21 protein-coding genes are annotated in these 24,112 nt (G+C 70.4%); 10 read left to right on the forward strand and 11 right to left on the reverse strand.

Annotation, left to right across the window (positions count from 1 at the left end):
• Positions 1-2: 2 nt before the first annotated feature.
• Positions 3-578: a CAP domain-containing protein gene (locus tag JRI60_RS03765; protein WP_204224501.1), complete on the reverse strand. Its 576-nt coding sequence runs from the start codon at positions 576-578 to the stop codon at positions 3-5.
• Between the two features lie 128 nt (positions 579-706).
• Here JRI60_RS03765 and JRI60_RS03770 point away from each other — a divergent pair, with 128 nt between their 5' ends.
• Positions 707-1,648 (forward strand): agmatinase family protein, encoded by a 942-nt coding sequence (locus JRI60_RS03770; protein WP_204224502.1) that lies wholly within the window; start codon positions 707-709, stop codon positions 1,646-1,648.
• 3 nt (positions 1,649-1,651) lie between these two features.
• Here the strand turns inward: JRI60_RS03770 and JRI60_RS03775 are convergent, their stop codons facing one another.
• The 3 genes from JRI60_RS03775 to JRI60_RS03785 form a co-directional block, all read right to left on the reverse strand.
• The gene (locus tag JRI60_RS03775) at positions 1,652-5,758 is read right to left on the reverse strand and encodes a protein kinase domain-containing protein (protein ID WP_204224503.1); all 4,107 of its coding nucleotides are present in this window, start codon (positions 5,756-5,758) and stop codon (positions 1,652-1,654) included.
• Positions 5,759-5,876: 118 nt separating this feature from the next.
• Complete coding sequence (locus tag JRI60_RS03780; RefSeq protein WP_204224504.1) at positions 5,877-7,211, reverse strand: DUF1552 domain-containing protein; 1,335 nt, start codon at positions 7,209-7,211, stop codon at positions 5,877-5,879.
• Positions 7,208-8,902, reverse strand: a complete 1,695-nt coding sequence (locus JRI60_RS03785) for a DUF1592 domain-containing protein (RefSeq protein WP_204228717.1) — start codon at positions 8,900-8,902, stop codon at positions 7,208-7,210. The genes JRI60_RS03780 and JRI60_RS03785 overlap by 4 nt, the downstream gene beginning before the upstream one ends.
• 351 nt (positions 8,903-9,253) lie before the next feature.
• On the opposite strand from JRI60_RS03785, the gene JRI60_RS03790 reads away from it, so the two are divergent.
• The gene (locus JRI60_RS03790; protein WP_204224505.1) at positions 9,254-10,165 is read left to right on the forward strand and encodes a DUF3396 domain-containing protein; all 912 of its coding nucleotides are present in this window, start codon (positions 9,254-9,256) and stop codon (positions 10,163-10,165) included.
• A 14-nt stretch (positions 10,166-10,179) separates the two neighbouring features.
• Here the strand turns inward: JRI60_RS03790 and JRI60_RS03795 are convergent, their stop codons facing one another.
• Positions 10,180-11,565 (reverse strand): hypothetical protein, encoded by a 1,386-nt coding sequence (locus JRI60_RS03795; RefSeq protein ID WP_204224506.1) that lies wholly within the window; start codon positions 11,563-11,565, stop codon positions 10,180-10,182.
• Positions 11,566-11,811: 246 nt separating this feature from the next.
• On the opposite strand from JRI60_RS03795, the gene JRI60_RS03800 reads away from it, so the two are divergent.
• The 5 genes from JRI60_RS03800 (at position 11,812) to JRI60_RS03820 (ending at position 15,918) form a co-directional block, all read left to right on the forward strand.
• Positions 11,812-12,639: a CheR family methyltransferase gene (locus JRI60_RS03800; RefSeq protein ID WP_204224507.1), complete on the forward strand. Its 828-nt coding sequence runs from the start codon at positions 11,812-11,814 to the stop codon at positions 12,637-12,639.
• Positions 12,640-12,738: 99 nt separating this feature from the next.
• Positions 12,739-13,641, forward strand: coding sequence for a hypothetical protein (locus JRI60_RS03805; protein WP_204224508.1), 903 nt, complete (start codon positions 12,739-12,741; stop codon positions 13,639-13,641).
• Positions 13,641-14,030 carry a hypothetical protein gene (locus JRI60_RS03810; protein ID WP_204224509.1) on the forward strand — a complete coding sequence of 130 codons (390 nt, stop codon included), beginning with the start codon at positions 13,641-13,643 and terminating at the stop codon, positions 14,028-14,030. Before JRI60_RS03805 ends, JRI60_RS03810 begins: the two co-directional genes overlap by 1 nt.
• A gap of 43 nt (positions 14,031-14,073) precedes the next feature.
• Positions 14,074-14,649 carry a hypothetical protein gene (locus JRI60_RS03815; protein ID WP_204224510.1) on the forward strand — a complete coding sequence of 192 codons (576 nt, stop codon included), beginning with the start codon at positions 14,074-14,076 and terminating at the stop codon, positions 14,647-14,649.
• 201 nt (positions 14,650-14,850) lie between these two features.
• Entirely contained in the window at positions 14,851-15,918 is a 1,068-nt protein-coding gene (locus JRI60_RS03820) for a S1 family peptidase (protein ID WP_239470331.1), read from the forward strand.
• Here JRI60_RS03820 and JRI60_RS53000 read toward each other — a convergent pair.
• The 5 genes from JRI60_RS53000 to JRI60_RS03845 all read right to left on the reverse strand — a co-directional run bounded on the left by JRI60_RS53000 (position 15,869) and on the right by JRI60_RS03845 (position 18,422).
• Positions 15,869-16,372, reverse strand: a complete 504-nt coding sequence (locus JRI60_RS53000) for a hypothetical protein (protein WP_239470332.1) — start codon at positions 16,370-16,372, stop codon at positions 15,869-15,871. The genes JRI60_RS03820 and JRI60_RS53000 overlap by 50 nt on opposite strands.
• A 96-nt stretch (positions 16,373-16,468) precedes the next feature.
• Positions 16,469-16,747 (reverse strand): hypothetical protein, encoded by a 279-nt coding sequence (locus JRI60_RS03830; RefSeq protein ID WP_204224512.1) that lies wholly within the window; start codon positions 16,745-16,747, stop codon positions 16,469-16,471.
• A gap of 83 nt (positions 16,748-16,830) precedes the next feature.
• A complete protein-coding gene (locus tag JRI60_RS03835) occupies positions 16,831-17,499 on the reverse strand; it encodes a hypothetical protein (protein ID WP_204224513.1) in 669 nt (222 codons plus the stop codon).
• A 55-nt stretch (positions 17,500-17,554) separates the two neighbouring features.
• The gene (locus tag JRI60_RS03840) at positions 17,555-17,821 is read right to left on the reverse strand and encodes a hypothetical protein (RefSeq protein WP_204224514.1); all 267 of its coding nucleotides are present in this window, start codon (positions 17,819-17,821) and stop codon (positions 17,555-17,557) included.
• A gap of 103 nt (positions 17,822-17,924) precedes the next feature.
• Complete coding sequence (locus JRI60_RS03845) at positions 17,925-18,422, reverse strand: hypothetical protein (protein ID WP_204224515.1); 498 nt, start codon at positions 18,420-18,422, stop codon at positions 17,925-17,927.
• A gap of 175 nt (positions 18,423-18,597) precedes the next feature.
• Between JRI60_RS03845 and JRI60_RS03850 the strand changes: the two genes are divergently transcribed.
• Together JRI60_RS03850 and JRI60_RS03855 are read left to right on the forward strand one after the other, a co-directional pair.
• Positions 18,598-19,053: a DUF2267 domain-containing protein gene (locus JRI60_RS03850; protein WP_204224516.1), complete on the forward strand. Its 456-nt coding sequence runs from the start codon at positions 18,598-18,600 to the stop codon at positions 19,051-19,053.
• A gap of 160 nt (positions 19,054-19,213) precedes the next feature.
• A complete protein-coding gene (locus JRI60_RS03855; protein WP_204224517.1) occupies positions 19,214-21,814 on the forward strand; it encodes a response regulator in 2,601 nt (866 codons plus the stop codon).
• A gap of 38 nt (positions 21,815-21,852) precedes the next feature.
• Here the strand turns inward: JRI60_RS03855 and JRI60_RS03860 are convergent, their stop codons facing one another.
• Positions 21,853-23,358 (reverse strand): HAD-IG family 5'-nucleotidase, encoded by a 1,506-nt coding sequence (locus JRI60_RS03860; protein ID WP_204224518.1) that lies wholly within the window; start codon positions 23,356-23,358, stop codon positions 21,853-21,855.
• A 113-nt stretch (positions 23,359-23,471) separates the two neighbouring features.
• On the opposite strand from JRI60_RS03860, the gene JRI60_RS03865 reads away from it, so the two are divergent.
• Entirely contained in the window at positions 23,472-24,110 is a 639-nt protein-coding gene (locus tag JRI60_RS03865; protein ID WP_204224519.1) for an SRPBCC family protein, read from the forward strand.
• Positions 24,111-24,112: the final 2 nt, after the last annotated feature.

Below are 24,112 nucleotides of genomic sequence, written 5' to 3' on the forward strand. Positions count from 1 at the left end.
GGTCAGTACGGCTTCTGCCCCACGACGTTGCCCGGCGGCGCGTAGTTGCACACCCAGAGCTGCCACTTGGGGAACTGCGCGCCAAAGGGCGAGTTCTTCGTGCAGGTGACCGTCGCGCACCCCACCTGCGTCGTGTTGCGCCACACCACCTGCGTGTAGTGCCCGCACATCTTCCCCGGCGCGCACTTGTTGCTCGCGTACGTGTAGTCCGCTACCTCCGCCGCCCAGTCCTTCACCGCCCCCTTGTTCGTCTTCGAACCCGGCGGCGCCGCCGCGGCCAGGTTCTCCCCGTGCTTGCCCCGGTTCGGGTTGTGCTCGAACCTGCACGGGCTCGCCCACGCCCTCGCCACCTTCGCCGCGTCCTCGGACCACGTGAGCGGCGGCAGTGCTGGCTTCGGCGCCGGCTTCGCGCTCGCCCTCGCCTCGTTGTGCGCGGACACCATGTCCGCCGCCAACTGCGTGTTGGCGCCGCTGGTCTTCCCGGTCTTCGTGGCCGCTTCGCTGCTCCCACTCCCCACCCCTCCCGCCGCCAGGCTGGTCAGCGACAGGGCGAGCAGGCGGAACTTCCTCGTGTTCATGGTCGGCTCCTTTTGCTGCAACTCTTCGATACAGGGGCGATTCGTGCCAAGGATGCAACCCGAGGGGCTCGATACCCTCACCCCGACCCTCTCCCGGAGGGAGAGGGGATATAGACACGGAGATGACCGTGGATACTCCTCATGACCCTCTCGCCGGCCTTCGTCCGGCCTCGGACCCCCGCGACCCTCGCGCCTCCTCCCTCCTTCTCCCCTTCACGCCCGGTGCTTCGCTTCGCGATCGCACCGTCGTCCTCGGTCTCCCCTATGACGGCGGCATCCCGTCCCGCCCTGGTGCCCGCTTCGGTCCCAAGGCCCTCCGCGAGGCCCTCTCCTCCTATGGCTCCTTCGATGGTCAGCGCGAGCTCGCCGACATCGTGGACATGGGAGACCTCGCCCTCTCCTCCATGAACGCCTCCAAGGCCCATGCCCGCATCGAGGAGGCCTCCCGGAATCTCTTCTCCACCGGCGCCCGCCCGTTCTTCATCGGCGGTGACCATGGCATCACCGGCTCGCTCCTCCGCGGGCTCGCCGCCGCTCGCCCCGGTCTGCGTCTCGCGCTCGTCACGCTCGATGCCCACCTGGATGTCCGTGAGTATGACGACGCCGCCTCGCTCTCCAGCGGCACTCCCTTCCGCCGCGCCCTGGAGACCTCCATCCTCACCGGCTCGCGCACCGCGATGATCGGCATCCGCCGCTTCGCCAACTCCCGGTACTACCTCTCCTGGGTCCGCGAGCAGGGGGTGCACGTCTACTCCGTCGAGGACGTCGCCGAGCGCGGTGCCGCCGCCATCGCCCGCGACGCCCTGACCCACGTCATGCGCGACGCGGATGCCCTCTACCTCAGCGTCGATATCGACGCCGCCGATGCCGCCGTCGCCCCGGGTGTCAGCGCCGTGGGCGTGGGCGGCCTGTCCTCGCGCGAGATGATCGACGTCATCCGCACCGTCTCCGCCGACCCCCGGCTCATCGGCGCCGACCTGATGGAGCTCTCCCCGCCCCACGACGAGAACCAGCGCACCGCCAAGCTCGCCGCGCGCCTGTTGTTGGAGGTGCTCTCGGCGCGCGGTTGAGGTTCACGCGTCGAGCAGCTCGCGCGCCTCCCGCAGGTCCACCGAGTCGGGGTCCGGTTCGAGCCGGGAGAGGATTCGCTCCAGTCTCCTCCGGGCCCGCTCCGGACAGCCCCGCTCCTTCAGCTGACGGCCCAGGCTCACCGTGGCCCGCAGCTCGAAGAGCCCCAGGCCCGCCTCGTGCCGGTGGGCCAGCGCCCTCGCCCGGAGGAAGCAGCGCAGCGCCTCGTCCTCCCGGCCCGTCTTCCGGAGCAGCTCCCCTCGGAGCCGGTGCAGCTCGGGCGCGAAGAAGTGTCCGCCCATCTTCTCCACCTCCCGGAGTGCCTCGTCCACGGTGGCCAGCCCTTCCTGCTCCTGTCCCAGGGCGAGGTGCGTTTCCGCCAACATGTCCAGGACGTAGGGCAGGAGCAGCCTGACCGCCAGGAACCGAGCGAGCTCCACACCGCCTCGCAGCTCCTCGAGTCCCTCCCGCCCTCGCCCCAGCCTGGCCAGAGCCCAGCCGTGAACCACCTTCGCGAGAGCCTGCACGGGTCTGACGGGGGTCGAGAGGACGGCGGGATTCCCGTCGAGCAGCTCCAGGGCACTCCGCACCTCCTGGCGGTTCTGATTGCCAAGGGCCAGGAAGGTCAGGCCATATGCCAGGGTATTGGGCGGACATCGTCCGCGGAGCAGCTCGAGCGCCTCGCGGCCACATCGCCGGGCCTCCCGCAGCTCACCTCGCAGCGAGTGGGTGATGGCCAGGAGCACCCAGGCATCCACCCTCTGGTCGATCCACATGTCCTGGACGAAGTCCACGCGCAGCCCGCCACTGGCCTCCATGAGCTGTCGCTGCCGCTCGAAGTGCTCCAGGGCCTGCTGGGTGGTGCCGCGATGGAGGGCCAGGACCCCCAGCGTCCGGTAGCCCTGGGCGAGCATCTGCGGCCCCCGCCGCCGGGGTCCTGGCGCGACGAGCTCCTCGGCGAGCTCCGACACCTTCTGGTACTCCGCCCTCAAGAGGAAGTAGTTGCACAGCCCCATCCAGAGGAGAACGTGCTGCGGAGTCTCCTGCTCCTTCTCCAGCTGACGGTACAGCTCCAGCTCCCGGGCATAGGTCCGCTCCAGCTCGGGGGAGTCGAACCCCTGGGAGTCGGCCAGCATCATGCCGAGCACATTGAGCAGCTCCAGCTCCCCGGCGCGGCGCTCGGGCGTGTCCGGCAGGCCCTTCATCAGCCGCAGGGCCTGCTTCAGGTGCGAGACCGTCTCCTCGATGGCCGGGCGCAGGAGGGCGAGCTCCGCGGCCCGCTTCCACGCCTGGATGGCCGCCACGGTGTCACCCGCCTCCGTGCGGTGGTGGGCGAGTACCTCGGGCCGGGAGTCCACCCGTCCGGGGAAGTGCTCCAGCAGGGCCTGGGCGATGCGCCGGTGATGCTGCCGCCGCAGGCCGCGAGGCAGGGACTGGTAGGCGGCTTCCTGGAGGAGCGCATGCCGGAACTGGTACCCGGCCCCGTCGCCCTCCTCGCGCCGCCGGAGCAGCCTCGCCGAGACCAGCTCCTCGACGCCCCGCCGCAGTGAGTCCTCGTCCCGCGCCGAGATACGCGAGAGCAGGGCCAGGTCGAAGTCGCGTCCCACCACCGCGCACAGCTGCGCCAGGGACTTCTGTCGCGGGGGAAGCGCATCCAGCCGGGCCAGCAGCAGCTCGTTCAGGGTGGCGGGGATGGTGGACAGGAGCCCCCCGGGCCCCTGCTCGAGCACCATGCGCGTCATCTCCTCCACGAAGAGCGGGACGCCGTCCGTCTTCGCCGCGAGCTGATGGACCGTCTCCTCCGGCAGCTCCCGGCTCCCGGCCATCCACCGCACCAGGGTCTCCGTGGGGGCTGTCTGCAATCGGTCGAGCACGAGCCGGTGCGACCACGGACGTGCCGGCCAGGAGGGCCGCAGCTCGGGGCGGGTGGTGAGGAGGACGAGCATCCTCGCCTCCTGGACGTGCTCGAGCAGCAGGCCGAGCAGCTCCAGCGTGGAGGGGTCGGCCCAGTGCAGATCCTCGACGATGAGGAGCAGGGGCCGCTGCTCCGCCACGTGCAACAGCAGGGACTGGAGGGCCTCGAGCATCTTCCGCTTGCGCTCGCGCTGCTGCTCCAGCGCGGACAGGAGGACCGCCGGAGTGCTCTCCGCCATGGGCCGTGCGAGGAGCTCCGCGAGCTGCTCCACGTGCTCCGGCTCCATGCCGAGCCCCGCCAGCCGCTCCTCCAACCCGCGTGGCTCCTCGGCGGCGGGGGCCTCCGGCTCGAGCTGGAAGAAGCGCCGCAGCATCTCGATGAGCGGATGGAAGGCGGTATGGCTGAGCTGCGACCAGCATTGGCAGAGCAGGCGGTGGCTCGACTCCGGAGGCACTTCGTCATGCAGTTCCTGGGTGAGGCGGGACTTGCCGACGCCCGCCTCGCCGCTGATCAGCGCGAAGGCGCCCTCGCCCCATCGGGCTCGCTCCCAGAGGCTCCGCAGTCGCGCCAGCTCCCGCTCGCGTCCCACCAGCGGGCTCAGGCCGGCCGAGAGGGCCCGCTCGAACCGGCACACCGACTTGTGCTCTCGCACCACGCGGCGGAGCTCCACGCACAGGTTGCCCGACAGCGCCTCGACGGCGTGGCGGCCGAGGGACACGGTGTCGAAGGCGCCGCGCACCAGCTTCCACGTGGCATCGCCGAGCACCACCGTGCCGGGATCGGCCCGCCGCGCCAGCCAGGCGGCGACGCGTGGGGCCTCGCCCTGCAGCGAGCCCCCGTCGAACACCACCAGGTCCGTGTGAATGCCCGCCGCCACGGAGAGTCCGAAGCGGGCCAACTGGGGGAGCCGCCCCGGGAGGGCCTGGGTCATCTGGAGCGCCGCGTGCACCGCGCGCACCGAGTCGTCCTCGTGGGCCGTGGGGTAGCCGAAGCAGGCGAGCACCTCGTTGCCGACGGAGAGCGCGACGGTGCCCTGCTGCTCGCGCAGCAGCTCCGCGCAGGCCTGGTGGAAGGCCGCCTGCAACTCGCTGGCGTCCTCGGGGTCGAGCTGCCCGGCGAGGCCCGAGAGCCACAAGGACACCAGCGTCACGTGCCGGCGCTGGGGGAGCACGGGCCGGGTGGGCTCGCGCCAGGGGCCGAGCTCCTCTTCCAGCCCGCGCAGCCGCTCCCGGAGCTCGGCGGCGCTGCGCAGCCGTTGCCCGGGGGCCTTGGTCAGCAGGGCGGCCACGAGCCGCTCCACCTCCTCGGGCAGCTCGGGGCGCCGCGTGCGCACCGAGGGCACCGGCTCGGCGGAGAGCACCCGGGCGCGCATCTCCTCGAGCGAGACCATGGGGTAGGGCAGCTCGCCGGTGAGCAGCTCGTACAGCATGACGCCCGCGGCCCAGAGGTCGGTGCGCTCGTCCTGCGGCTCTCCGCGCCACTGCTCCGGCGCCATGTACGCGGGCGTGCCCGCCGTGGGCAGGAAGGGGACGAGCGGCGAGCGCGGAGCCACGAGGTACGCCAGCCCGAAGTCGAGCAGCTTCGCGCAGCCCTCGCGGGTGATGATGACGTTGCTGGGCTTGAGGTCCCGGTGGATGACCTGGTGCGCGTGGGCGTGCGCCAGACCGGCGGCCACGGCGGACATGATGCCCAGAGTGCGGTGCAGGTCCGGCCGCTCGCGCCACAGCAGCGAGGCGAGGGACTCGCCCTCCAGACACTCCATGACGATGAAGGGGACGCGGGGCTCCCAGGGCTCCCCGCTCCACTCGGCCACGTCGAAGACACGGACGATGTTCTCGTGGTCGAGCCGCGCCACGGCCCGGGCCTCCTGCTTCAGCCGCGTGGCGGGCGCCTCTCCGGCCGGGGCCTCGCGCGGGAGCAGGAACTTGAGCGCCACCCTTCGCTGCAGCTCCTCGTCCCAGGCGCGGAACACCCGGCCCATCGCCCCTCCACCCAGCTCCTCGATGATCTCGAACCGCCGGCCATCCAGGCCGCCCAGCCGCTGCCCGGGATGGGGGATGCGCAGGGGCCACTCGTCGCTCCGGGACACCGCACCCAGGAGCGAGTCCTCGAAGTCCTCGCGGTCCTCGCCAGCGAGCGAGGCGTCATACTCGGGCAGGAAGTCCTGCTCGGCCTCGGGGATGTGAACCTCATGCATCGCGCGTCCCCCCGGTCCCCGTGAAGCGGGCTTGCTTCGTGGATAACCTTCCACCGGGCGCGGAGCGCGTGAGTCTCCAAGCGACGCGGCGCTCGCTCTCCGGTCCGGGGAGCGGGCCTCACTGCTTCAGGTTGGGCAGGGGGGCCGAGCCGTCGTCACCGAAGCCGTTCACGTTCACACCCACGGATTGCAGCATCGAGATGAAGAGGTTGGCGACCGGCTTGCCGCCGTAGCGCACGTGCCGCCCCGGCGTCACCGTGCCCCCGCCCCGCCCCGCGAGCAGCACCGGCATGTCCGAGTGCCCGTGCGAGTTGCCGTCCGCCACCTCGCTGCCGAAGTACACCAGCGAGTTGTCCAGGAGCGTGGCATCCCCCTCCTGCACGGACTTCATCCGCTGCAGCAGGTAGGAGAACTGCTCCACCTCCCACCGGTCGATCTTCGCCAGCGCGGCGTGGTTCTCCGGGACGTGCTGGTGGTGCGAGTACGTGTGGTGTCCGCTCGTCAGCCCGAGGAAGTCATACACCCGGTCGCTTCGCCCATTGCCCAGCATGAAGGTCGCCACCCGGGTCAGGTCGCACTGGAAGGCGAGCACCATCAGATCGCACATCACCTTCGTCTTCTGGCGCACGTCCTCGGTGTTCTCGGGCCGGGGGCCCTTGGAGCACGTGGGGGCCTGCTGGTCGAGCGCCTCCACGCGCAACTCCAGCTCGCGCACGCTGGTGAAGTACTCGTCCAGCTTCCGCCGGTCCCTCGTCCCCAGCTTCTGCTTCAGGGCCTGTGCGTCCTCGCGCACGAAGTCCAGGATGCTCTGCTCGTAGGCCTTGCGCTTCTCGAGCTGCGCCCGGGTGGCGTCCGGGTCGAAGCCCGCGAAGAGCCGGTCGAACACCGAGCGCGGGTGGGTGTCCTTGGCCACGGGCGAGGTGGGCGCGGCCCAGGCGATGTTGCGCGCGTAGGCGCAGCTGAAGTTGGCATCGCACGAGCCCGTTCCATCGCCTCCGTCGTTGCCCAGCTCCAGCGAGGGCAGCCGCGTGTGCGAGCGCAGGGCCCTGGCGGCGATCTGATCCATGGAGACGCCGGCGCGCACGTCGCTCTCGTGGCTCGCCTTGTGGATCTTCACGCAGGAGAGGAAGGCGCCCGTGCCCGCCGCGTGGTGACCGAACTGGTCCGGCCGCCCCGGCTCGTGTGACAGCCCGGAGAGCACCAGCACGTCGTCCTTCACCGGGGCCAGGGGTTGCAGCGTGGGCGACAACGCCCAGTCGCGCCCCGTGCCCCTCGGTGTCCAGTTGGGCATGTAGATGCCGCAGGGCACGTAGAAGACGGCCAGGCGGCGAGGCGCGGCTCCGGGCTCCGCCGCCCGCGCCACCGAGGGCACCATCTGCTCCAGCACCGGCAGCGCCATCAGCGTGCCCAGGCCCCGGAGCAACGTCCGCCGTGACAGCTTGAAGTCCTTCATGGCGCACTCCCCTCGTTCGTGTCCTCCGCCTCACCGCGCCGCCAGGTGAAGGACTGGCTCTGCGTGATGGCGAGGATGAGGTCCGACAGCCGGCCGCCGCGTGCCTCGGCCGTCTTGGAGACGCTCCGCAGCGTGCAGGCGTCCGCGTCCATCGGCCCGCGCCCCAGCCCGTAGGCGAGCAGGTGCTGGGCGATGCAGACGTCCAGCTCCGGGTCCGCCTTGAGGATGGCGCGCAGCTCCACGCCGTCCTTGAAGTGGACGTCTCCGGGCAGGTCTCCGCTCGGGTCCACCTGGGCGCCGCTCACCTCTTCCTTCAGCCGCCACGCGCCCACCACGTTGAAGTTCTCCATCCCGTAGCCGATGGGGTCCATCATGCTGTGGCACCCCGAGCACGTCGGGTCGCTGCGGTGCCGCGCCATGCGCTGCTTGATGCTCATCTTCGGGTCCACCGCGGGCGGCAGGCCCTCCACGTTGGGAGGTGGCGGCGGCGGTGCCTTGCACATGAGCTGCTCCAGCACCCAGAGCCCGCGCTTCACGGGCGAGGTCCGGTCCGGGTGCGAGGTGACGGCGAGGATGGAGCCCTGGCCCAGCAGGCCCGAACGCTCGGGGTGTCCGGCGAGGCTCACGCGCCGCATCTCCTGGGTGCCCGGCTTGGGAAGGCCGTAGTGCTGGGCGAGTGTGTCATTCACATAGGTGAAGTCCGCGTCCACGAGGTCGCGCGCGGGGTGGTCTCCGAGGAGGAACTCGCGGAAGACGAGCTGGGTCTCCTGGCGCATGGCCTCGCGCAGCCCGTCGTCGAACGGGTAGAGGAGCGGATCCGGGTGGAAGGAGTCGAGCGCGCGCGTGTACAGCCACTGCCCGGCGAAGTTGTCCACCAGCGCCTCCGCCTTCGGGTCCGCGAGCATCCGGCGCACCTGTTGCTCCAGGTGCTCCGGCGTCTGCAGGGCGCCCGCGTCGGCCGCCGCCAGGAGCGCTTCGTCCGGCATGCTGCTCCACAGGAAGTAGGAGAGCCGGCTGGCCAGCTCGTAATCGTTCAGCCGGTGCGGCTCCATCGAGGCCGGGTGGGGATCCAGCTCCACGCGGTAGAGGAAGTGCGGCGAGAGGAGCACCGCCCGCAGCGCCAGCTTCATGCCCGCGTCGAAGCCGTCTCCTTGCTGCTTCGCCAGCGAGAGGAATCCCGTGAGCCGGTCCACCTCGGTGGAGGTGACTGGCCGGCGCCAGGCGCGGCGGGCGAAGCGCTCCAGTATCTGTCGTCCACAGGGGAGCGGGTCCGCCGGGTCCGGCGCGCAGACGCGCACCAAGGGGGGGGTGCGGGAGGCGTCCTGCTTCCAGGTGGCCTCCACCAGCTTCTCCGCCGCGGCCGAGTACTTCTCCATCAGCAGCGGCCCCAGGCTGAGCACGTCCGCGTTGTTGTCGAAGCCGTAGCCGTGGTCGTCCGCGGGGAAGTCCCGCGAGGGGCGCGTGGTGTCCCCGAGCAGGTCCCTCACGGTGTTGTCGTACTCGGCGCGGTTGAGCCGGTGCAGGGTGACGCGGCCGGGGTCTCTCGGCCCCTGACACTCCGGGGGCGTTTGATCCGGGTCCGCCGGATCGGTGGGCGTCTCCTTGGCTCGCGATTCTTTATTGGTACAGCTGGCGAGCAACAGTGCGCAGGCCGCGCCCGCCAGCGCCATTCGCCAGCCGCGTGAGTCCATCTTGTTCACGTCGGATCTCCTCCTCACGGGGGCTCGAGCGGAATCCGGAGCAATTTCTCCACCAAGCAGTGTCTCCGTCGGACCGGATACGGAGAGCTCCGATGGCGGGACGAGCCCGTGTCGGAGACTCGTCGGATGCGTGGGAATGCGCGGGGCGGGGGAGGGAAGCCGTGTGCCCTGTGTTGGGCATGCCACGTGTCACGGTGGGGCATGCGCGTGAGCGGTTCGCCGCACCGTAGAATGCCTGTCTCCGCGACACCGCTATGCGGGTGAGCTCCAAGGCAATATCTACAAAGAGGCCTTCGGGCCCGCCGAGGTCGAAATCATCGGTCCCCGAAAAGGAGTCTTCTGGTGAGCGAGCGTTACCCGAGAATCCGCCTCCGTACGGAGTCCCACGGATACTGGATATTCGAGGGCTTGCGGCTGGACTTCTACATGCGCCGACCGCACACGCAGATGACGCGGGCGGTGATGCGCTCGCTGGATACCTACCTGGAAGCGGTGGGCGTGGAGAATCTCGGCTTCTACGTGGACGACGAAGGGGATTACCAGGAACTCGACGCCGCGGGTTGGGCTCTCACCCGGCGAAATCTGCTGGAGGACCCCTGGCCTCGCATCATCTTGAGCGACATCAGAACGAGTGGTCCGGAGCGGTACCGTTTCGAGTACTACGGCAGGCGACTCGACGACCCCAAATGGAGAAGTTCGGACAAGCATGCATGCGTTGCGTCGTTCTGGCTGCCCACGGAGTACCTGGAGGAGCAGGGACCCGGGCGGGTGCGGGCGCTGGCGCTGGAACTGGCGGCTCCCCTGCCTTTCTGCTCCGGCAACGGCGGACTGGCCTTCCTGGGTCCGAACGACGTGGTGGGAGTGACGAAGGAGATCCAGGACCGGTGCTTCCGCTACCCGGGCATGGACATCCCCGACGTGGCGTCCTACTCGTACAACATCGGCACGCGGGTACGAGGCCCCTCGTGGCTGACGTTCCTGGGTCAGCCAGTACTGGGAGAACTGGGCGGCGCGGATGCATTGCGCGCGCGGCTGCGCTCACCGGGCACCACGGTGCAGGAGTTGGACGGCGAGCGGGTGGTGGTGACGCTGGGTGAGTGGCCGGACGCGGGTGATACCGAGCAGGGCCGAACGCTTCCCGCCTACCGCGAGCTGGCGCGAGTGCTGGAGCCCTGGTTCTACGAAGGGCCCATGTACGAGAATCGATTCCGCCCGGAGGACAGGCGCCGTTGGGAGCGCCGGTTCCTCGACTGACCTCCGCTCCGTCTTCAGCGCTCCAACTGGAGGACGAAGGTGTTGGTGCCCGGGCCCGGAGTCAGCGGGCCGGTGCCGAGGTCCACCGGGGCCCGGAAGGTGCCAACGAGCGCACCCTCTCCGTGGCGTGACACGGAGAGGTCCACCGGCAGCGTCGCGGCGGAGGGGTAGCCGTGGAACCACTGGAGCTTCCCCGTGGGGCGCTGGAGCCGCAACATGTACAGGTTGGTCGCGCCCGGGTAGCCCGCGAGCGCGCCGAGTCCCAGGCCGAAGTCCTCGCCTCCCGTGTAGCGGCCGGCCACCACCATGCCCGCGTCCTGGTCCATCTCCACCAGCCCCCAGGTGGTGCCGAGCAGGAAGCCCCAGCGCTCGTCACCGTCCCGCTCGTACGCGAGCACCAGGCCGCGGCTCGTGGGCGCGGAGAGCCTCTCCTGGCGGAAGACGAAGCTTCCCGTGAAGTAGCCGGACACCACCACCTGGCCGCCCTGGGCCGCCACGCTCATGGCCAGCCCCGAGGCTCCGTCGAGCCGCCGCGTCCACCGATGCTTGCCCTCGGAGCTGATGCGGGTGAGGAAGGGCGTGAGGAGCGGCGAGGGTGGGACGAACTGACCGCCCGCCAGGTAGAGGTCTCCCGTGTCATCCTGCGCGAGGTCCATCGGGACGCCGCGCGCGGAGTCGACGAAGACCCAGCGCAACCGGCCCTCGGGTCCGTACTGGACGAGGTAGGGATTGCCGGTGCCCGAGACCGGACCATTGCCGAAGTCCACCTGGCCCGACAGCACGCCCGAGAGGGTGATGTCGCCCCACGTGTCCACGGCCAGCTCCGTGGCGCTGGTGGGCAGGGCCCGGCCCCAGCGCGGATGTCCCCCCGGGTCCAACCGCGCGAGGAACGCGCCGGCCGGCAGCGGTCCTCCGCCGAGGTCCAACCCGCCGCTCTGCTGGCCCGTGAGGAAGAGGTTCCCCTGCCTGTCGGCCGTGAGCGCCTGGGCCCGCACGTACGGCTTCACTCCCGCGCGCGCGGGCGCTTCGAGGAGGCGGATCCACAGCAACTCGCCGCCCGGCGAGTACTTCGACACGACGAGGACGGACGTCCCCGAGGGAGTGCCCAGGGGGCCATGTCCGAAATCGATGGGCGTGAGGTGATTGCCCACGGTGATGACGTTGTCCTGCCGGTCATGCGTGATGGCCACCGGCGCGTCGCTCCCTCCCGCGCTCCGCACCGTGCGCACCCACCGCGTCTCGCCTCCGGGCTGACGACGCTTGTCGGCCGTCTGCGAATCGAGGTCTTCGCCGAAGGAGCCTTCGGACAGGGGGTCTCCGCCCGCGCCGCAACCCGTGAGCACGGACACCATGAGGAACAGACACAGACGTCCGCATGCCCGCTTGCCGTTTCCAGCCATGACTGACTCCTGCCGGCCAGCGCCGGCTCCCGTCGGGCCAGGGTGGGGGTTGCCCGCCGATGCCTCAACAGTGAAGGTGGACGCCGGTGCAAATCTCCTGTCCGGGCGGATGGTGTGCGCGTCGGACCATGAACAGCCGTCTCCGACTGGTGACTTCCGGGCTCGGGGAACCTGCTCTCCTGTCGGCCCCGCTCCGACCGACCGGGGGACGGGATGACGCGGGGAGCAAGGGCCGGGAGGTGCCGCGTGACGGATGCCGAGTGTCTGGAGTTGCTGCGCTGGGCCGCGCCTCGTCTGGGCTTGCGCTACGAGGGTTTCCGCCGTGTGCGAGGACAGGTGTGCAAGCGCGTCGGCCGGAGGATGAAGGCGCTCGGGGTGCCGGGGCTGGTCGCCTACCTCGAGCGGCTGGAGGGAGATCCGGCCGAGCGCGCCGTGCTCGATGCGCTGTGCCGCGTCACCATCTCCCGCTTCTACCGGGACCAGGGGGTCTTCGACGCCCTGCGCGAGTCGCTCCTCCCCGAGGTGCTGGAGGCCGCACGGGCCCGGGGCGGGTCCGTGCTGCGCGTGTGGAGCGCCGGGTGCGCCTCGGGCGAGGAGCCCTACACCGTCTCCGTCCTCTTCCGGCTGGGCCTGGGGCCGCGCTTCCCGGACTTTCGCCTGGAGCTGGTGGCCACCGACGCGGACGCCTCGCTCCTGGAGCGCGCGCGGGAGGGCTGCTACCGGCGCGCCACGTTGCGGGAGCTGCCCTCCGCGTGGGTGGACCGGGCCTTCTCGCCGCGGGAAGACCTGCTGTGCCTGCGGCCCGAGTACCGCGAGGGGCTCGACTTCCGCCTGGAGGATCTGCGCCAGCGCATGCCCGAGGGCCCCTTCCACCTGGTGCTCTGCCGCAACGTGGCCTTCACCTACTTCGCGCCGCCCGTGCAGCGCGAGGTGCTGGCGCGCCTGTTGGAGCGATTGGAGCCCGGGGGGCTGCTGGCCATCGGCGCCCACGAGTCCCTCCCCGAGGGCATCACGGGCCTGGCTCGTGCCTCCGGGGCGCTCCCCCTGTTTCGCCGCCGGACCCCGACGGATTGACGCGTCTCGACTTGCTGGAATGTAAGAGTTCCGCTACATCCGGATTCTTCTTGAATTCTTTGCTTCTTGGAATTTTGGGACACAAGGGGATACGCGCCTATGCGGAAGGTACTCGGAGCAGTCGCGGCGATGGTGCTGTGGGGTTGCGGTGGGCAGGGCGGCGAGCCGAATCGCACGGACGAAGGGATGAAGACGGACGGGCTGGAGCTGAAGCAGGAGGCCGGGGTGGTGTCCGGCCGCTACGTGCAGGGAGGCACCGAGGTGGGCTTCTCCTCGCGTTCGGTGGAGGAGGGGGTCTACCGCATCGAGCTGCGGCAGAACGGGATGACGCTGACGGGCCTGGTGGACGCGGCCAACGGCGTGTCATCGCTGGACGGGTTCGCGGAGGAGAGCGGTCTGGACACGCAGATGCTGGACGGGGACCGCGAGCTGCTGACGGGCCTGTACGCGGCGCTCAACGCGCAGCTGCCGGCCAGTGACGCGGCGTCGCCCGAGGCGAAGTACCTGCGGCGCGCGGTGGGCCTGTGGTCCGAGCACCCGAGCACCGTGGAGCTGCAGCGCACGGTGATGGGCGAGCAGGGGCGCGGCTACACGATGCTGTGCAGCTACGCGAAGTGCAATGGCAGCTACACGGGCAGCTGCGGAGGCAGCTTCAACTGGTACTCGTACGCCAAGCACGACTGCCAGCATGGCGGCTTCGACGCCACCATCAACCAGCAGATCGCCCAGCTGGGCAACCACGCCACGTGCAGCGGTGACGAGTACTACATGAGCGGCGGCTCGTGGGTGTGCGGCGAGCCGGACCACTGGAGCCGCCCGAAGGTGCAGGGCAGCTGCTTCGGCCGCTGCGGTGGTGGCTGCGGTGGCGACACCCAGTACACGCTGGATGCGACCAACCACGACGGCTGCGTGCGCAACGGCCATGCGCTGGCGAGCGCCTACTGCGACGACCAGTTCGCCTCCGCGAGCGACGACGAGCTGTACGCTCCCAACTGCTACTGATGACACGCTCCAGGTGGGTGAGGGCGGTGCCGCGCGCCGTGGTGTGGCTGGGCCTGCTGGCCGCCCTCGCATGTAGACCCTCGGAGACGAGGAAGACGGAGGCCGCGCGGGCCACGGTGCAGCGCTTCTTCGAGGCGCTGCCCGCGGGGGACTGCGCGGTGCTCGGTCCGTTGCTGGTGGGCCAGGAGTCGGACGGCTGCCGGGCGACGGTGGACGAGCTGAACGAGCATGGAGTCTCCCTGGTGGAGGTGGTGGACGCGACGGTGGACGGGCGGGACCCGAGCGCGGTGATGGTGCGCGCGCGGGTGGCTCGGAACGGACGGGTCCGCGAGCAGCCGATGCTCCTGCGGGTGGAGGAGCACCCGGACGGCTGGAAGCTGCGCCTGTGAGTGAAGGCGCGGTGGGCCCCTCTTGGGGGAGAATGGACGAGCGATGAACAACCGGTCCCGATTCGTTCCACCGCTCGCCGCGGGCCTGCTGTTGGGGTCCGCGCTGGCGCTGCGCTTCTTGTGGCCCATGCCGGAAGCGGGCTCCTCGACGCGGCAGCCGCCGCCGTCCGTGGCGGTGTCCACGTCCACGGCCTCCGAGCCCGCGCCCGTGCCTTCCGTGACCGCGGCGGCGAAGCCCGAGCCGGTGAAGCTGGAGACACAGGCGCAGGTGGGGGAGGGGCCGAGGGCGACGGTGGTGCCGATTGGCCCTGGGGACGTGGTGCCGGAGCCCGAGGTGGCCAATCCCCTGCCGCAGGAGAACGACCCCATCGAGCCGGAGAAGCCGCAGACGGCGGCATGGCGGCACGAGAAGATGGTGCGAGTCACGGAGCTGTTGGGGCGGGACGTGGAGAGGCTGGAGCAGGAGCGGAAGGCGGCGCAGACGCGAGGGGACGAGACGGAGGCGAGGCGGCTGGCGGTCCAACTCACGCGGCACCAGGCGAGGCTGGGAAAGCTGAGAGAGGAGACGGAGGCGCTGAAGGAGGCGGCCCGTCAGGAAGAGCAAGCGAAGGCCGAGTGAGAGCAAAACCCCTCTCCCTTCGGGAGAGGGACGGGGTGAGGGTACCGGATGAACCCGGGTTGCGATCACCCTCTCCCTCTGGGAGAGGGCAGGGGTGAGGGTCGTCACGGAGTCACCGTCCTCCTCCTGGCGCTGTTGACGCTGAGCGCCTGCGGACCAACCCAATCCGCGCCTTTCGCGCCATCCACCCGAGAGAACCCGGTGGTCGGAGGCACATCCGCGCCGGATGACGAGGCGGTGGTGGCGTTGCTGGCGCGCCGGGCGAGGTGCACGGGAGAACCCCTGACGCTGCTGTGCACGGGGGCGCTGATCGCGCCGGACGTGGTGCTGACGGCGGCGCACTGCCTGGACATCTTCGGTACGGAGGGGGCCTACGAAATCTTCCTCGGGGCGAGGCTGCTGCCCGAGCCCGAGCCGCGAGGCCATTTCGCCCGGGTGGCACGAGCAGTGAAACACCCTGACTACGACCGTGCCAGCCACACCTTCGATGCGGCGCTGCTGCGTCTCGCCCGACCCCTGGACGCGCCACCCTTGCCCCTGCCCGAGCCGGGCTGGGGCGAGCTGGAAACCGGGCGGGAAGCGCGAGTGGTGGGTTTTGGCGACACGAAGGACGCGAGCACCCCATCGGGCGAGCGGAGACAGGGAACCCTCCGCGTGACGTCGGTGGATCCAGGAGCGTTCCATGCGGGGCCGTCGCCGGCGATGAGCTGCGTGGGAGACAGCGGGGGGCCGGTGCTGGTGCGAGGCTCGGACGGGCGCGAGGTGCTCGTGGGCATCACGGCGAGCGGCGACGTGGCGTGCCGGAGGGACGCCTTCAACGTCCGGGTGGACGCGCTGCTCGAGTCCTTCATCGCCCCCTTCCTGGCCGAGCGCCTCCCGCCCACGGGGCCGGTGCTCGCGCTCGAGACGCTCTGCACGGCGGCGTGCACGCGGGACGACGAGTGCCCCTCGGGGCTCGCCTGTGTCCCCGTGACGGAGGGCGGACCGGGCCGTTGCCTCCAGCCCGCGCTCCAGGAAGGGGACTACGGAGCGCTCTGCACCGAGGACGCCCACTGTGAAGCGGGGAGCGTGTGCGCGCGCCTGGAGCCCGAGGGCGAAGACGCGTGCCGGTGCTTCACGCCGTGCGGCCAGTCACAGCCGCCCGCGCCCGAGGAGGCGGGGGGCTGCACGGGAGCGCCAGGCCCGGGGGCGCTGGCGTGGCTCGTGTGGGCCGTGTGGCTCAGCCGCCGTGGAGGGGCAGGCGCTTGCGCGGGCCACCGCTGTGGGTGATGTCCATCTCGCTGGGGGCCTTCTTGCGGCCCTGCACGGGCGAGCCGCGCTTGCTGCGAGCCTCCTGACGCTGCTTCGCCTCGTTGCGGGGATTCTTGGGGCGCTCCTCGCGGCGGTAGGCGGCGGCGGACTCGGCGGCGACGGTCTTCCGGTGTGTTCCGTGGCGGTACTGGGCGGCGGCCTCGTCCGGAATCGTCTTGCGGCGCGAGGTGGAGCTCCCGGTCTCCGGGATGGGAAGCTTGAGGCTCTGGGCCGTCTTGCCCTCGCCTGGCGGACGGCGGCGGCTGACGGAGCGCTCGGTGGTGCGGGTGCGGCCGGCGATGCCCCGGCTCTTCTTGAGGGCGTGGGCGCTCTTGCCGGCGGGAACGTCGCCGATGTCCGAGGCCTTCACGGTCATGGTCGTGCCCTTCGCCTTGGCACGTTTGGCGCGCAGCTGCTTGGTTTTCTCTGGCATGGGTCCTCCCCAGCGTGAGGTAGGGATGGCCGGCCCGATTGACCAGGGGGGCCGGGCCATCACTGTCGGGTTTGAGAGGTAGGTGGGGCGCGAGCGCTACACGAGGTTGCCGCGCTTCGCCTTGCGCCGGGTGAGGGTCTTCTTTCCGGGCCGCACCTCGGTGGTGGCGGGCCCGTGTCCGACGGGCTCCGTCATGGCGGGGCCGGGCGTGGCCTTGCGCATCAGCTTCTGGCGGCGCAGGGCCGCGGCCTGGTCTCGCGGCACGGTCTTGCGTCCCCTGCTGAGCCCCTGGGCCTGCCGGTTGGGCTGCGTCTCGTCGACGCTCGTCACCCGCCTCTTGTTCTTGGTACCTGCTTCCCGCGTCCTGACCGCCATGTGTTGGCCTCCTGACTCGGAGGTAAGGACGCCCGGGCGGTTTTTCCATCCCCCCGCTCGCTCGGGTGCCGGTCTCTTCCGGCTCAGCGCTCCAGCGTGCCGGAGGCTCTGGGGCAGTCCGCCACGATGGCCTGGGCCTGCGTGTCGCCGCTCTCGGCCGCGCCCATCGCGCGCCACACCGAGGTGGAGCACTTGAAGGCCGAAGGTGGCGTCTTCGCGTGGCAGCAGCGCCACCCGTCCAGCCGCTTCAGGTAGGTGACGGCCTCGCGCCGGGTGGGCATGACGATGAACCACACCGACCCGAGCACCATCACCAGCCAGAAGACCTGCCAGCCCAGGCCGCGCTGCCAGCGCTTGGACAGCAGCGCCACCGCCTCGGGCTGCACCTTCAGGATGCGATCGAGATACCGCCGTTGGAGGAAGGGAGAGATGACCAGGTCCACTGGCACCACGAAGGCCCGGCCGAGCCCCCGCGCCCCACCCGGCGCGCTCCCATCCGTCACCAGCCGCAGGCCCACCAGGCCCCGCCACAACGTCCACCCGCTCAGCCCGCTCGCCAGCGACATCAGGAGCCATGTCACCACGCCGGCCACCACCAGCGCGCCGCGCGTGCGCTCCACGTCCACCATGCGCAGCACTCCCCAGCCCACCAGCGCCGAGGTGGCCAGGTCCAGCAGGTCCGCGAACCACAGCCGCCACAGGTAGCGTGTGTCGGCCGGTTCCACTTCCGAGGAGAACAGCGCGTCACTCATTTCGGTCCCAGCATAGACCGCGAATCGCGCCTGTCCCCGTTTTGTTGCCGCGGGCTCACCCGCCGTTGCGCTTGATGTGCATCTGGCTGGGGGGCTTCTTGCGCCCGCGCACGGGCGCCACCGTCCTTGGAATCTTCGGCAGGTGGGGCTCCGCGGCCGGGCCCAGCCGGGCTCGGGCCAGCAACCGCTCGCGCCTCAGCGCCGGGAGCTCGTCATGGAAGGGGAGGGGCCGCCCCTTGCTGGTCTGCTGGCCGGACTGTGCCGCATGCACGTCCGCCTGACGCAGGTTCTTGATCCCCACCGTATCCGTTCGAACCGCCATGTGCTCTCCCTCCTTGCCTCGTGAGGAATGAGCGCGTGTGGCGCCGTCGTCATCCCCAGGGGGAGCGGACGGAGGCCCCGGACGGCTGCCCGGACCCCAGGCCTCAGGAGTTGCGGCGCTTGCCGCCGCCGCCCAGCATCTCCGGCGGGAACAGCCAGCCGTCCTCGCGGACCGCGGCGCGGCGGGACTTCTCGGGCTTCTCCGGGGCCGTCTCCCCGTGCGGGGCCTTCACGTCCCGTCCCGAGGATTCCGGCACGGCCTTGAGCGGCGGCAGGTTCGTCTTCCGGCAGCTGCGGCACCAGGACTGCGGCCGGCGCTCGCCCCGGATGATGCGCGTGCCGAAGTCCCGCTGCGTCGGCCCCACGTGCCCACAGCGCGGGCAGCGCGACAGCGCCGTCTTGCCCACTTCCTTCGCGAGCTGCCGCCCCTGCTGCACCGCCAGCGCCAGCGCCGCGACGAAGCCCAGCTTCGGCGCCGCTTTCTTCTTGCGGGCCCTCTTCTTGCCTCCGGTTCCGCTCAGGCTAGGCACCAGATACGCCCCGTCGAGAAGATTGCCCTGCTCCAGGACTCGCAACGCGCCGTTGGTGGTCGAGTGGCTCACGGCACCACTGATACTAGAGGGGTCTGACATTCCTTGCTGATCAGCCAGGTGGGCTGCTCGCTCACCAGGCATGCGGCCCCGGCCCCCGTTCCCCACCGCCCGCCCTCCGATCAGCCATGGCCGCCTCCCTCCAGGGCATGTCCACCTTTCAGGAGACGCCACCGAGGAGCGTGAAATGGCTGATATTCCAGAGGAAACCCCCCTGAGCCGGAGCGAGAAGCGGCACCTGTCCCGCGTCGGCTCCACCTACGCCGCCTTCATCAGGCACCTGTGCGAGGTAGGGAAGTTGGAATCCGGGGTGGCCGAGTGTGCGGCGGTGTCGGTCGTCAACGCCCTGCTGCACCGCATCCAGCCAGGAGAGGCGAAGGATTTGAAGGCGCAGCTGCCGCGCAAGCTGTTGGAGTTCCTGCCCCAGGAGGGGGCGGACAAGCCGGTGCGCGCCTTCGGCAAGAACCGGGACGACTTCCTGCGGGTGGTGGCGGAGGATCTGGGCAAGGACGTGTCCGAGGTGGAGCCCCTGGTGCGCGCCGTCTTCCAGGGACTGCGCGAGCACATCTCGGAGGGCGAGGCCGAGGACGTCGAGAGCAACCTCTCGCCCGACCTGAGGGACCTCTGGCGTCGCACGCAATAGGACGCGCGGTGTCAGGCGAAGGATGATGGCGGGCACCGGCGGGGCCCGGGCTGGGATTTCGTGTCGCCTCCTCTCGATTGATTGTGTACCTGGGAATCACGGGCCCTTCAGGGGCCCGTGACAGGCAGGAGAGCGGAGGGGCTTCGGCCCACATTCAACAATGCCCGACACCATCGATTTCGAGACGCTCTTCAACCACTCGCCCAATCCCTACATGGTGGTGGACCGGGAGCTGCGGTACGTCGCGGCCAACGAGGCCTACCTGCGGGTCACGGCGAGCCGGGCCGAGGACATCCTGGGGCGGAGCATCTTCGAGGCGTTCCCCCACGACCCGAACGATCCCAACAACAGCAGCGCGCGCCAGCTGCGGGAGTCGTTCGACCGGGTCCTGAAGGGGCGCGTACCGGACATCCTGGCGCTCATCCCCTACCGGGTCCCCCGCCAGACCGACAGGGGGGTGGTCGCCGAGGACCGCTACTGGAGTGCCACCCATACGCCGCTCCTGGATGACCGGGGCGAGGTGGCCTTCATCCTCCAGCACACCGTGGACGTGACCGAGCTGCAACGGCTCAAGCAGGCCATGCGGGCCGCGGAGGTCGCCCGGGATGTGGCCCTTCCCTCGGAACAGGTAGAGGCGGGGGTCCTCCAGCGCGCGCGGCTCGTCCAGGAGGCCAACAGGAACCTGGACGCCGAGCGCCGTCACCTCCGCCGGCTGTTCGAACAGGCGCCCGGGTTCGTGGCCTTCCTCCGGGGGCGGGATCATGTCTTCGAGCTGGTCAACCCCTCCTACTACCAGCTCGTCGGCCACCGGGAGATCCTCGGCAAGCCGGTCCGGGACGCCCTTCCCGAGGTCGTGGGGCAGGGCTTCCTGGAGCTGCTCGACCGGGTGTTCACGACGGGAGAGCCGTTCGTCGGCCGGGGACAGCGGCTCCTCGTGCAGCGGGAGCCCGGTTCGACGCTCACGGAAGCGTATGTCGACTTCGTGTACCAGCCCATCATCGAGCCGGATGGGACCATCTCCGGCATCTTCGCCCAGGGCAACGACGTCACCGTGCAGAAGCACGCCCAGGACGAGCTGCGCCGCTACCGCGAGCACCTCGAGGAGCTGGTCCGCGAGCGCACCCGCGCCTTGGAGGAGAGCGAGGCCGAGCGGCGCCAGACCGAGGCCGCGTTGCGGCAGGCCCAGAAGATGGAGGCGGTGGGCAAGCTCACGGGCGGCGTGGCGCACGACTTCAACAACCTGCTCCAGGTCATCGGCGGCAATCTCCAGCTCCTGCAGCGGGACGTCGCCGGCAGCGAGCAGGCGCAGCGGCGTTTGCAGACCGCCGTCGGCGCCGTCGAGCGCGGGGCCCGGCTCGCCTCGCAGCTGCTCGCGTTCGCGCGGCGGCAGCCGCTCGAGCCCCTGGCCCTCAACATCGGGCGGCTGGTGCGCGGCATGGATGACCTGCTGCGACGCGCCCTGGGCGAGGACATCGAGCTCGAGACGGTCATCGCCGGGGGGCTCTGGAACACGTTCGCCGATCCCAACCAGCTGGAGAACGTCATCCTGAACCTGGCGATCAACGCCCGCGACGCGATGGAGGGCGAGGGCAAGCTGACCATCGAGGCCGGCAACGCCATGCTCGATGACCACTACGCCCAGCTCCACTCGGATGTCACGGCCGGCCAGTACGTGATGCTGGCCATCTCCGACACCGGCTGTGGCATGTCACCGGAGATCATGGAGCGGGTCTTCGAGCCCTTCTTCACGACCAAGCCCGAGGGCCGTGGCACGGGGCTGGGCTTGAGCATGGTGTATGGCTTCGTCAAGCAGACCGGCGGCCACATCAAGATCTACAGCGAGGTCGGGCACGGGACGACGATCAAGATCTACCTGCCGCGCTCGTTCCAGGCCGAGATGCAGCGCACCGAGGTCGCCTCGGGTCCGGTCGAGGGCGGCACGGAGACCATCCTGGTGGTCGAGGACGACGCCGGGGTGCGCGCCACCGTGGTGGAGCTGCTGACGGAGCTCGGGTATCGCGTGCTCAAGGCCACCGACGGGCAGAGCGCGTTGGCCGTCATCCAGAGCGGCCTGCCGGTGGACCTGCTGTTCACCGACGTGGTGATGCCCGGTCCGGTGCGCAGCCCGGAGCTCGCGAGGCAGGCCAAGGCGCTCCTGCCGGACCTCGAGGTGCTCTTCACGTCGGGCTACACGGAGAACGCCATCGTCCACGGCGGCCGGTTGGATCCCGGCGTCAACCTGCTGAGCAAGCCCTACCGCAGGGAGGACCTGGCCCGGAAGCTGCGCCAGCTGCTGCGCAACCGCCAGCAGCGCATGGCCGCGCGGGCCGCTCCCGCCGCCCCGGAGTACGCCAGTCCCGGACGCGCGCCGGAGCTCGCGAGCGAGGAGCTGCGCATCCTCCTGGTGGAGGATGACGAGGCCATCCGGTCCTCCGTCTGCGAGCTGTTGATGGAGGTGCTCGGGCACCGCGTGCTCGCCGTCCCGAGCGCGGAAGAGGCCCGGGAGGTGCTCGCCTCCGACGGTATCGACGTGCTGTTCACGGACGTGAGCCTGCCCGGCATGTCGGGAGTGGAGCTGGCCCGCGAGGCCGTCCGCCAGCGTCCCGGTCTCCGGGTCATCATCGCCTCCGGCCATGGCGGCGCGGTGGGTGACACGGTGCCGGGCGCCGTGCTGCTGCCCAAGCCCTACGAGCTCTCCCAGCTCGAGAGCGTGCTGGAGCGGATGGCGCACTCCCTCGCGGGACGGCCTTCCGGCGGGTGAAGGGGGAGGCCGCTGGGGAGTCCCAGCGGCCTCGGGGCTCAGGGAGCGCTCGTGTCTCCGGTGGCGCTGGCGGGGAACACGGGCGTGCCGCCGGGGGTGGTCGGGTCGTGCGGCAGGCTGCCGCGCGGGCTGCGCAGGTACACGAAGGGCGTGGCGAACAGGAAGTTGCTCACCCGCGACGTGTAGATGTCCGCGTAGCGCTCCACCTGGCGCGCCAGGTGGCTCTTGTCGTTGCCCGCCCGGGTCAGCAGGCCCCAGATGGGGTTGGCCAGCTCGCTGGCGGCGCGGGCCATCGGGCCGATCTCCGTGTCGAGCGCCTCCAGCTGGGTGCGCAGCTCGAGCGCGCGGGCATGCAGCTGCTCGTCGGAGGGCGAGGGCTCGCGCGGACCGTAGCCCAGCCGCCGCCGTTGCAGCTCCAGCCGCACCTGGCAGGACTCGGCTTCCAGGCGCTCCTTGTGCTGCATCCGCTCGGCCAGCCGCGCCTCGGTGCCCCGGAAGGCGCTGATGGCGCGGATCTCATCCTCCAGCTCGCGCAGGATGAGGGCGGTGCGCCAGCGCAGCACGTTCTTCGTCACGTGCACGTCACCGAACATGTGGTCGCCCACGTAGAGGATCTCATCCCCGCTCATGCCCAGGAAGCGCTCCACCTCGGTGGCGCTGCCGCCGAAGTAGGGCGTCCTCGGCTTGAGCGGCCCCGAGTGCGGACGCAGCAGGCCCTCCTGTCCCGGCGCCGTCACCACCTCGAAGAGCGAGGCGCGCGTGGTGAAGAACTCGGGCTTGCGGGCGCTGACGATGACCACGTCGAACAGCTCGCGCCACGTCATCCCCGGGGGGAGATACGGGTCGAACGCGGCGTGCATCATCGGCAGGGTGTAGGCCCACTCGCTGTTGGTGATGAGCAGCAGCTTCTTGCCCGCGTTCTTCTGGTCCAGCAGCGCGAGCGCCGTGTCGGACTCGGCCAGCACGTAGCGCCCCGGGTCGGCGATGATCTCCGCCTTGAGCGCGCCCTCCATGTGCGTGGCGTCCAGGCTGCGGCGCACATGCTCGTAGACGTCGCCGTAGCCCATGGGGCCCATGGGACCGGGCAGCTTGCCGGCATCCAGCAGGTCCACCACCTGCGCGTAGAGGCACGCCTCGGAGAGTGAGAAAAGGGTATTGAGGAACACCCAGCGCCGGTCGGCCAGGTCGATGATGGTGCCGGAGTACTCGTTGCGCTGGGCCTCGAAGTCCATGGGCCGGGTGCCATGGAGGGCCTTCTTCACGAAGCCGAAGCGGTTGGCCTTGAGGAGGTTTCCCTTCTCCGTGTCGATGATGAGGCCGCGCATGGCCAGCATCGGATCGAACGTCAGGTGGCCCACGGGCCAGCCCTGCGCCACGAGCCGGTTTCTCATATGCTCATAGGCTCGCTGTTCCCACGCTTCCACTTTGTAGTGAATGAGCGTGTAATCCATGTCATAACCGATGGCTTTGATGGCCCTCATGTTGAGGGTGCGATTGCAGAAAAGCCCTCGCTCGGGTGGGGGGGCTGGCAGGTGGCCGGTCATGGTCTACCTTCGTGCCCTGGCCGGTACCAAAAGTCGATGCTTCTGGTGGTGAGGGTGTTGGTGGAGGGCGGGAAACCGGCCGGTGACCCGCCTCAAAGTGAGGGGAGTCGAACATGCGGAACCTGCCGGGCCTGACGGCCCTGGTCGTGGTGCTGGTGATGGGTGGCGCCAGGGCGGCGGAGGATTGGGAGAAGGTCGCGGACGGTGATGTGGCCATCAAGGCCCGCAAGCGTCCGGACATCCCCGGGGGCCGGGAGGTCTGGGCCGAGGGCCACCTGGACGTCAGCATCCAGGACGTGCAGTCGGCGCTGAGGGACCACGAGAGCTTCCGGCACTGGATGCCGTACGTGACGGAGTCCAAGGTGGTGTCCCACGAGCCGGACGGGCGCGTGACGTACACCCAGCTGGACTTCCCCATCATCTCCAACCGGGACTACGTGCTGCGCGTGGTGGACGAGGAGCTGCTGGCCGCGGATGGGACGGGGGTGTTCCGCCAGCGGTGGTTCTCCCAGGGCAAGGCGCTGCCGGAGCGCAGCGGCGTGGTGCGGCTGTACCACAACGAGGGCAGCTGGCACTTCACCCCGGCCGGCGAGAGCCGGGTGCGCTTCATCTACCGCTTCACCGTGGAGCCCGGGGGCTCCATCCCCGGCTTCCTGGCCGGCGTGGGCCAGAAGGACGCGGTGATGGACACGGTGCGCGCGGTGGAGAAGCGGGCACGCAAGCTGGCGACGGAACGGGCCTCGGCGCGCTAGAA

Source organism: Archangium violaceum (assembly GCF_016887565.1).
GTDB classification, from domain to species: domain Bacteria; phylum Myxococcota; class Myxococcia; order Myxococcales; family Myxococcaceae; genus Archangium; species Archangium violaceum_B.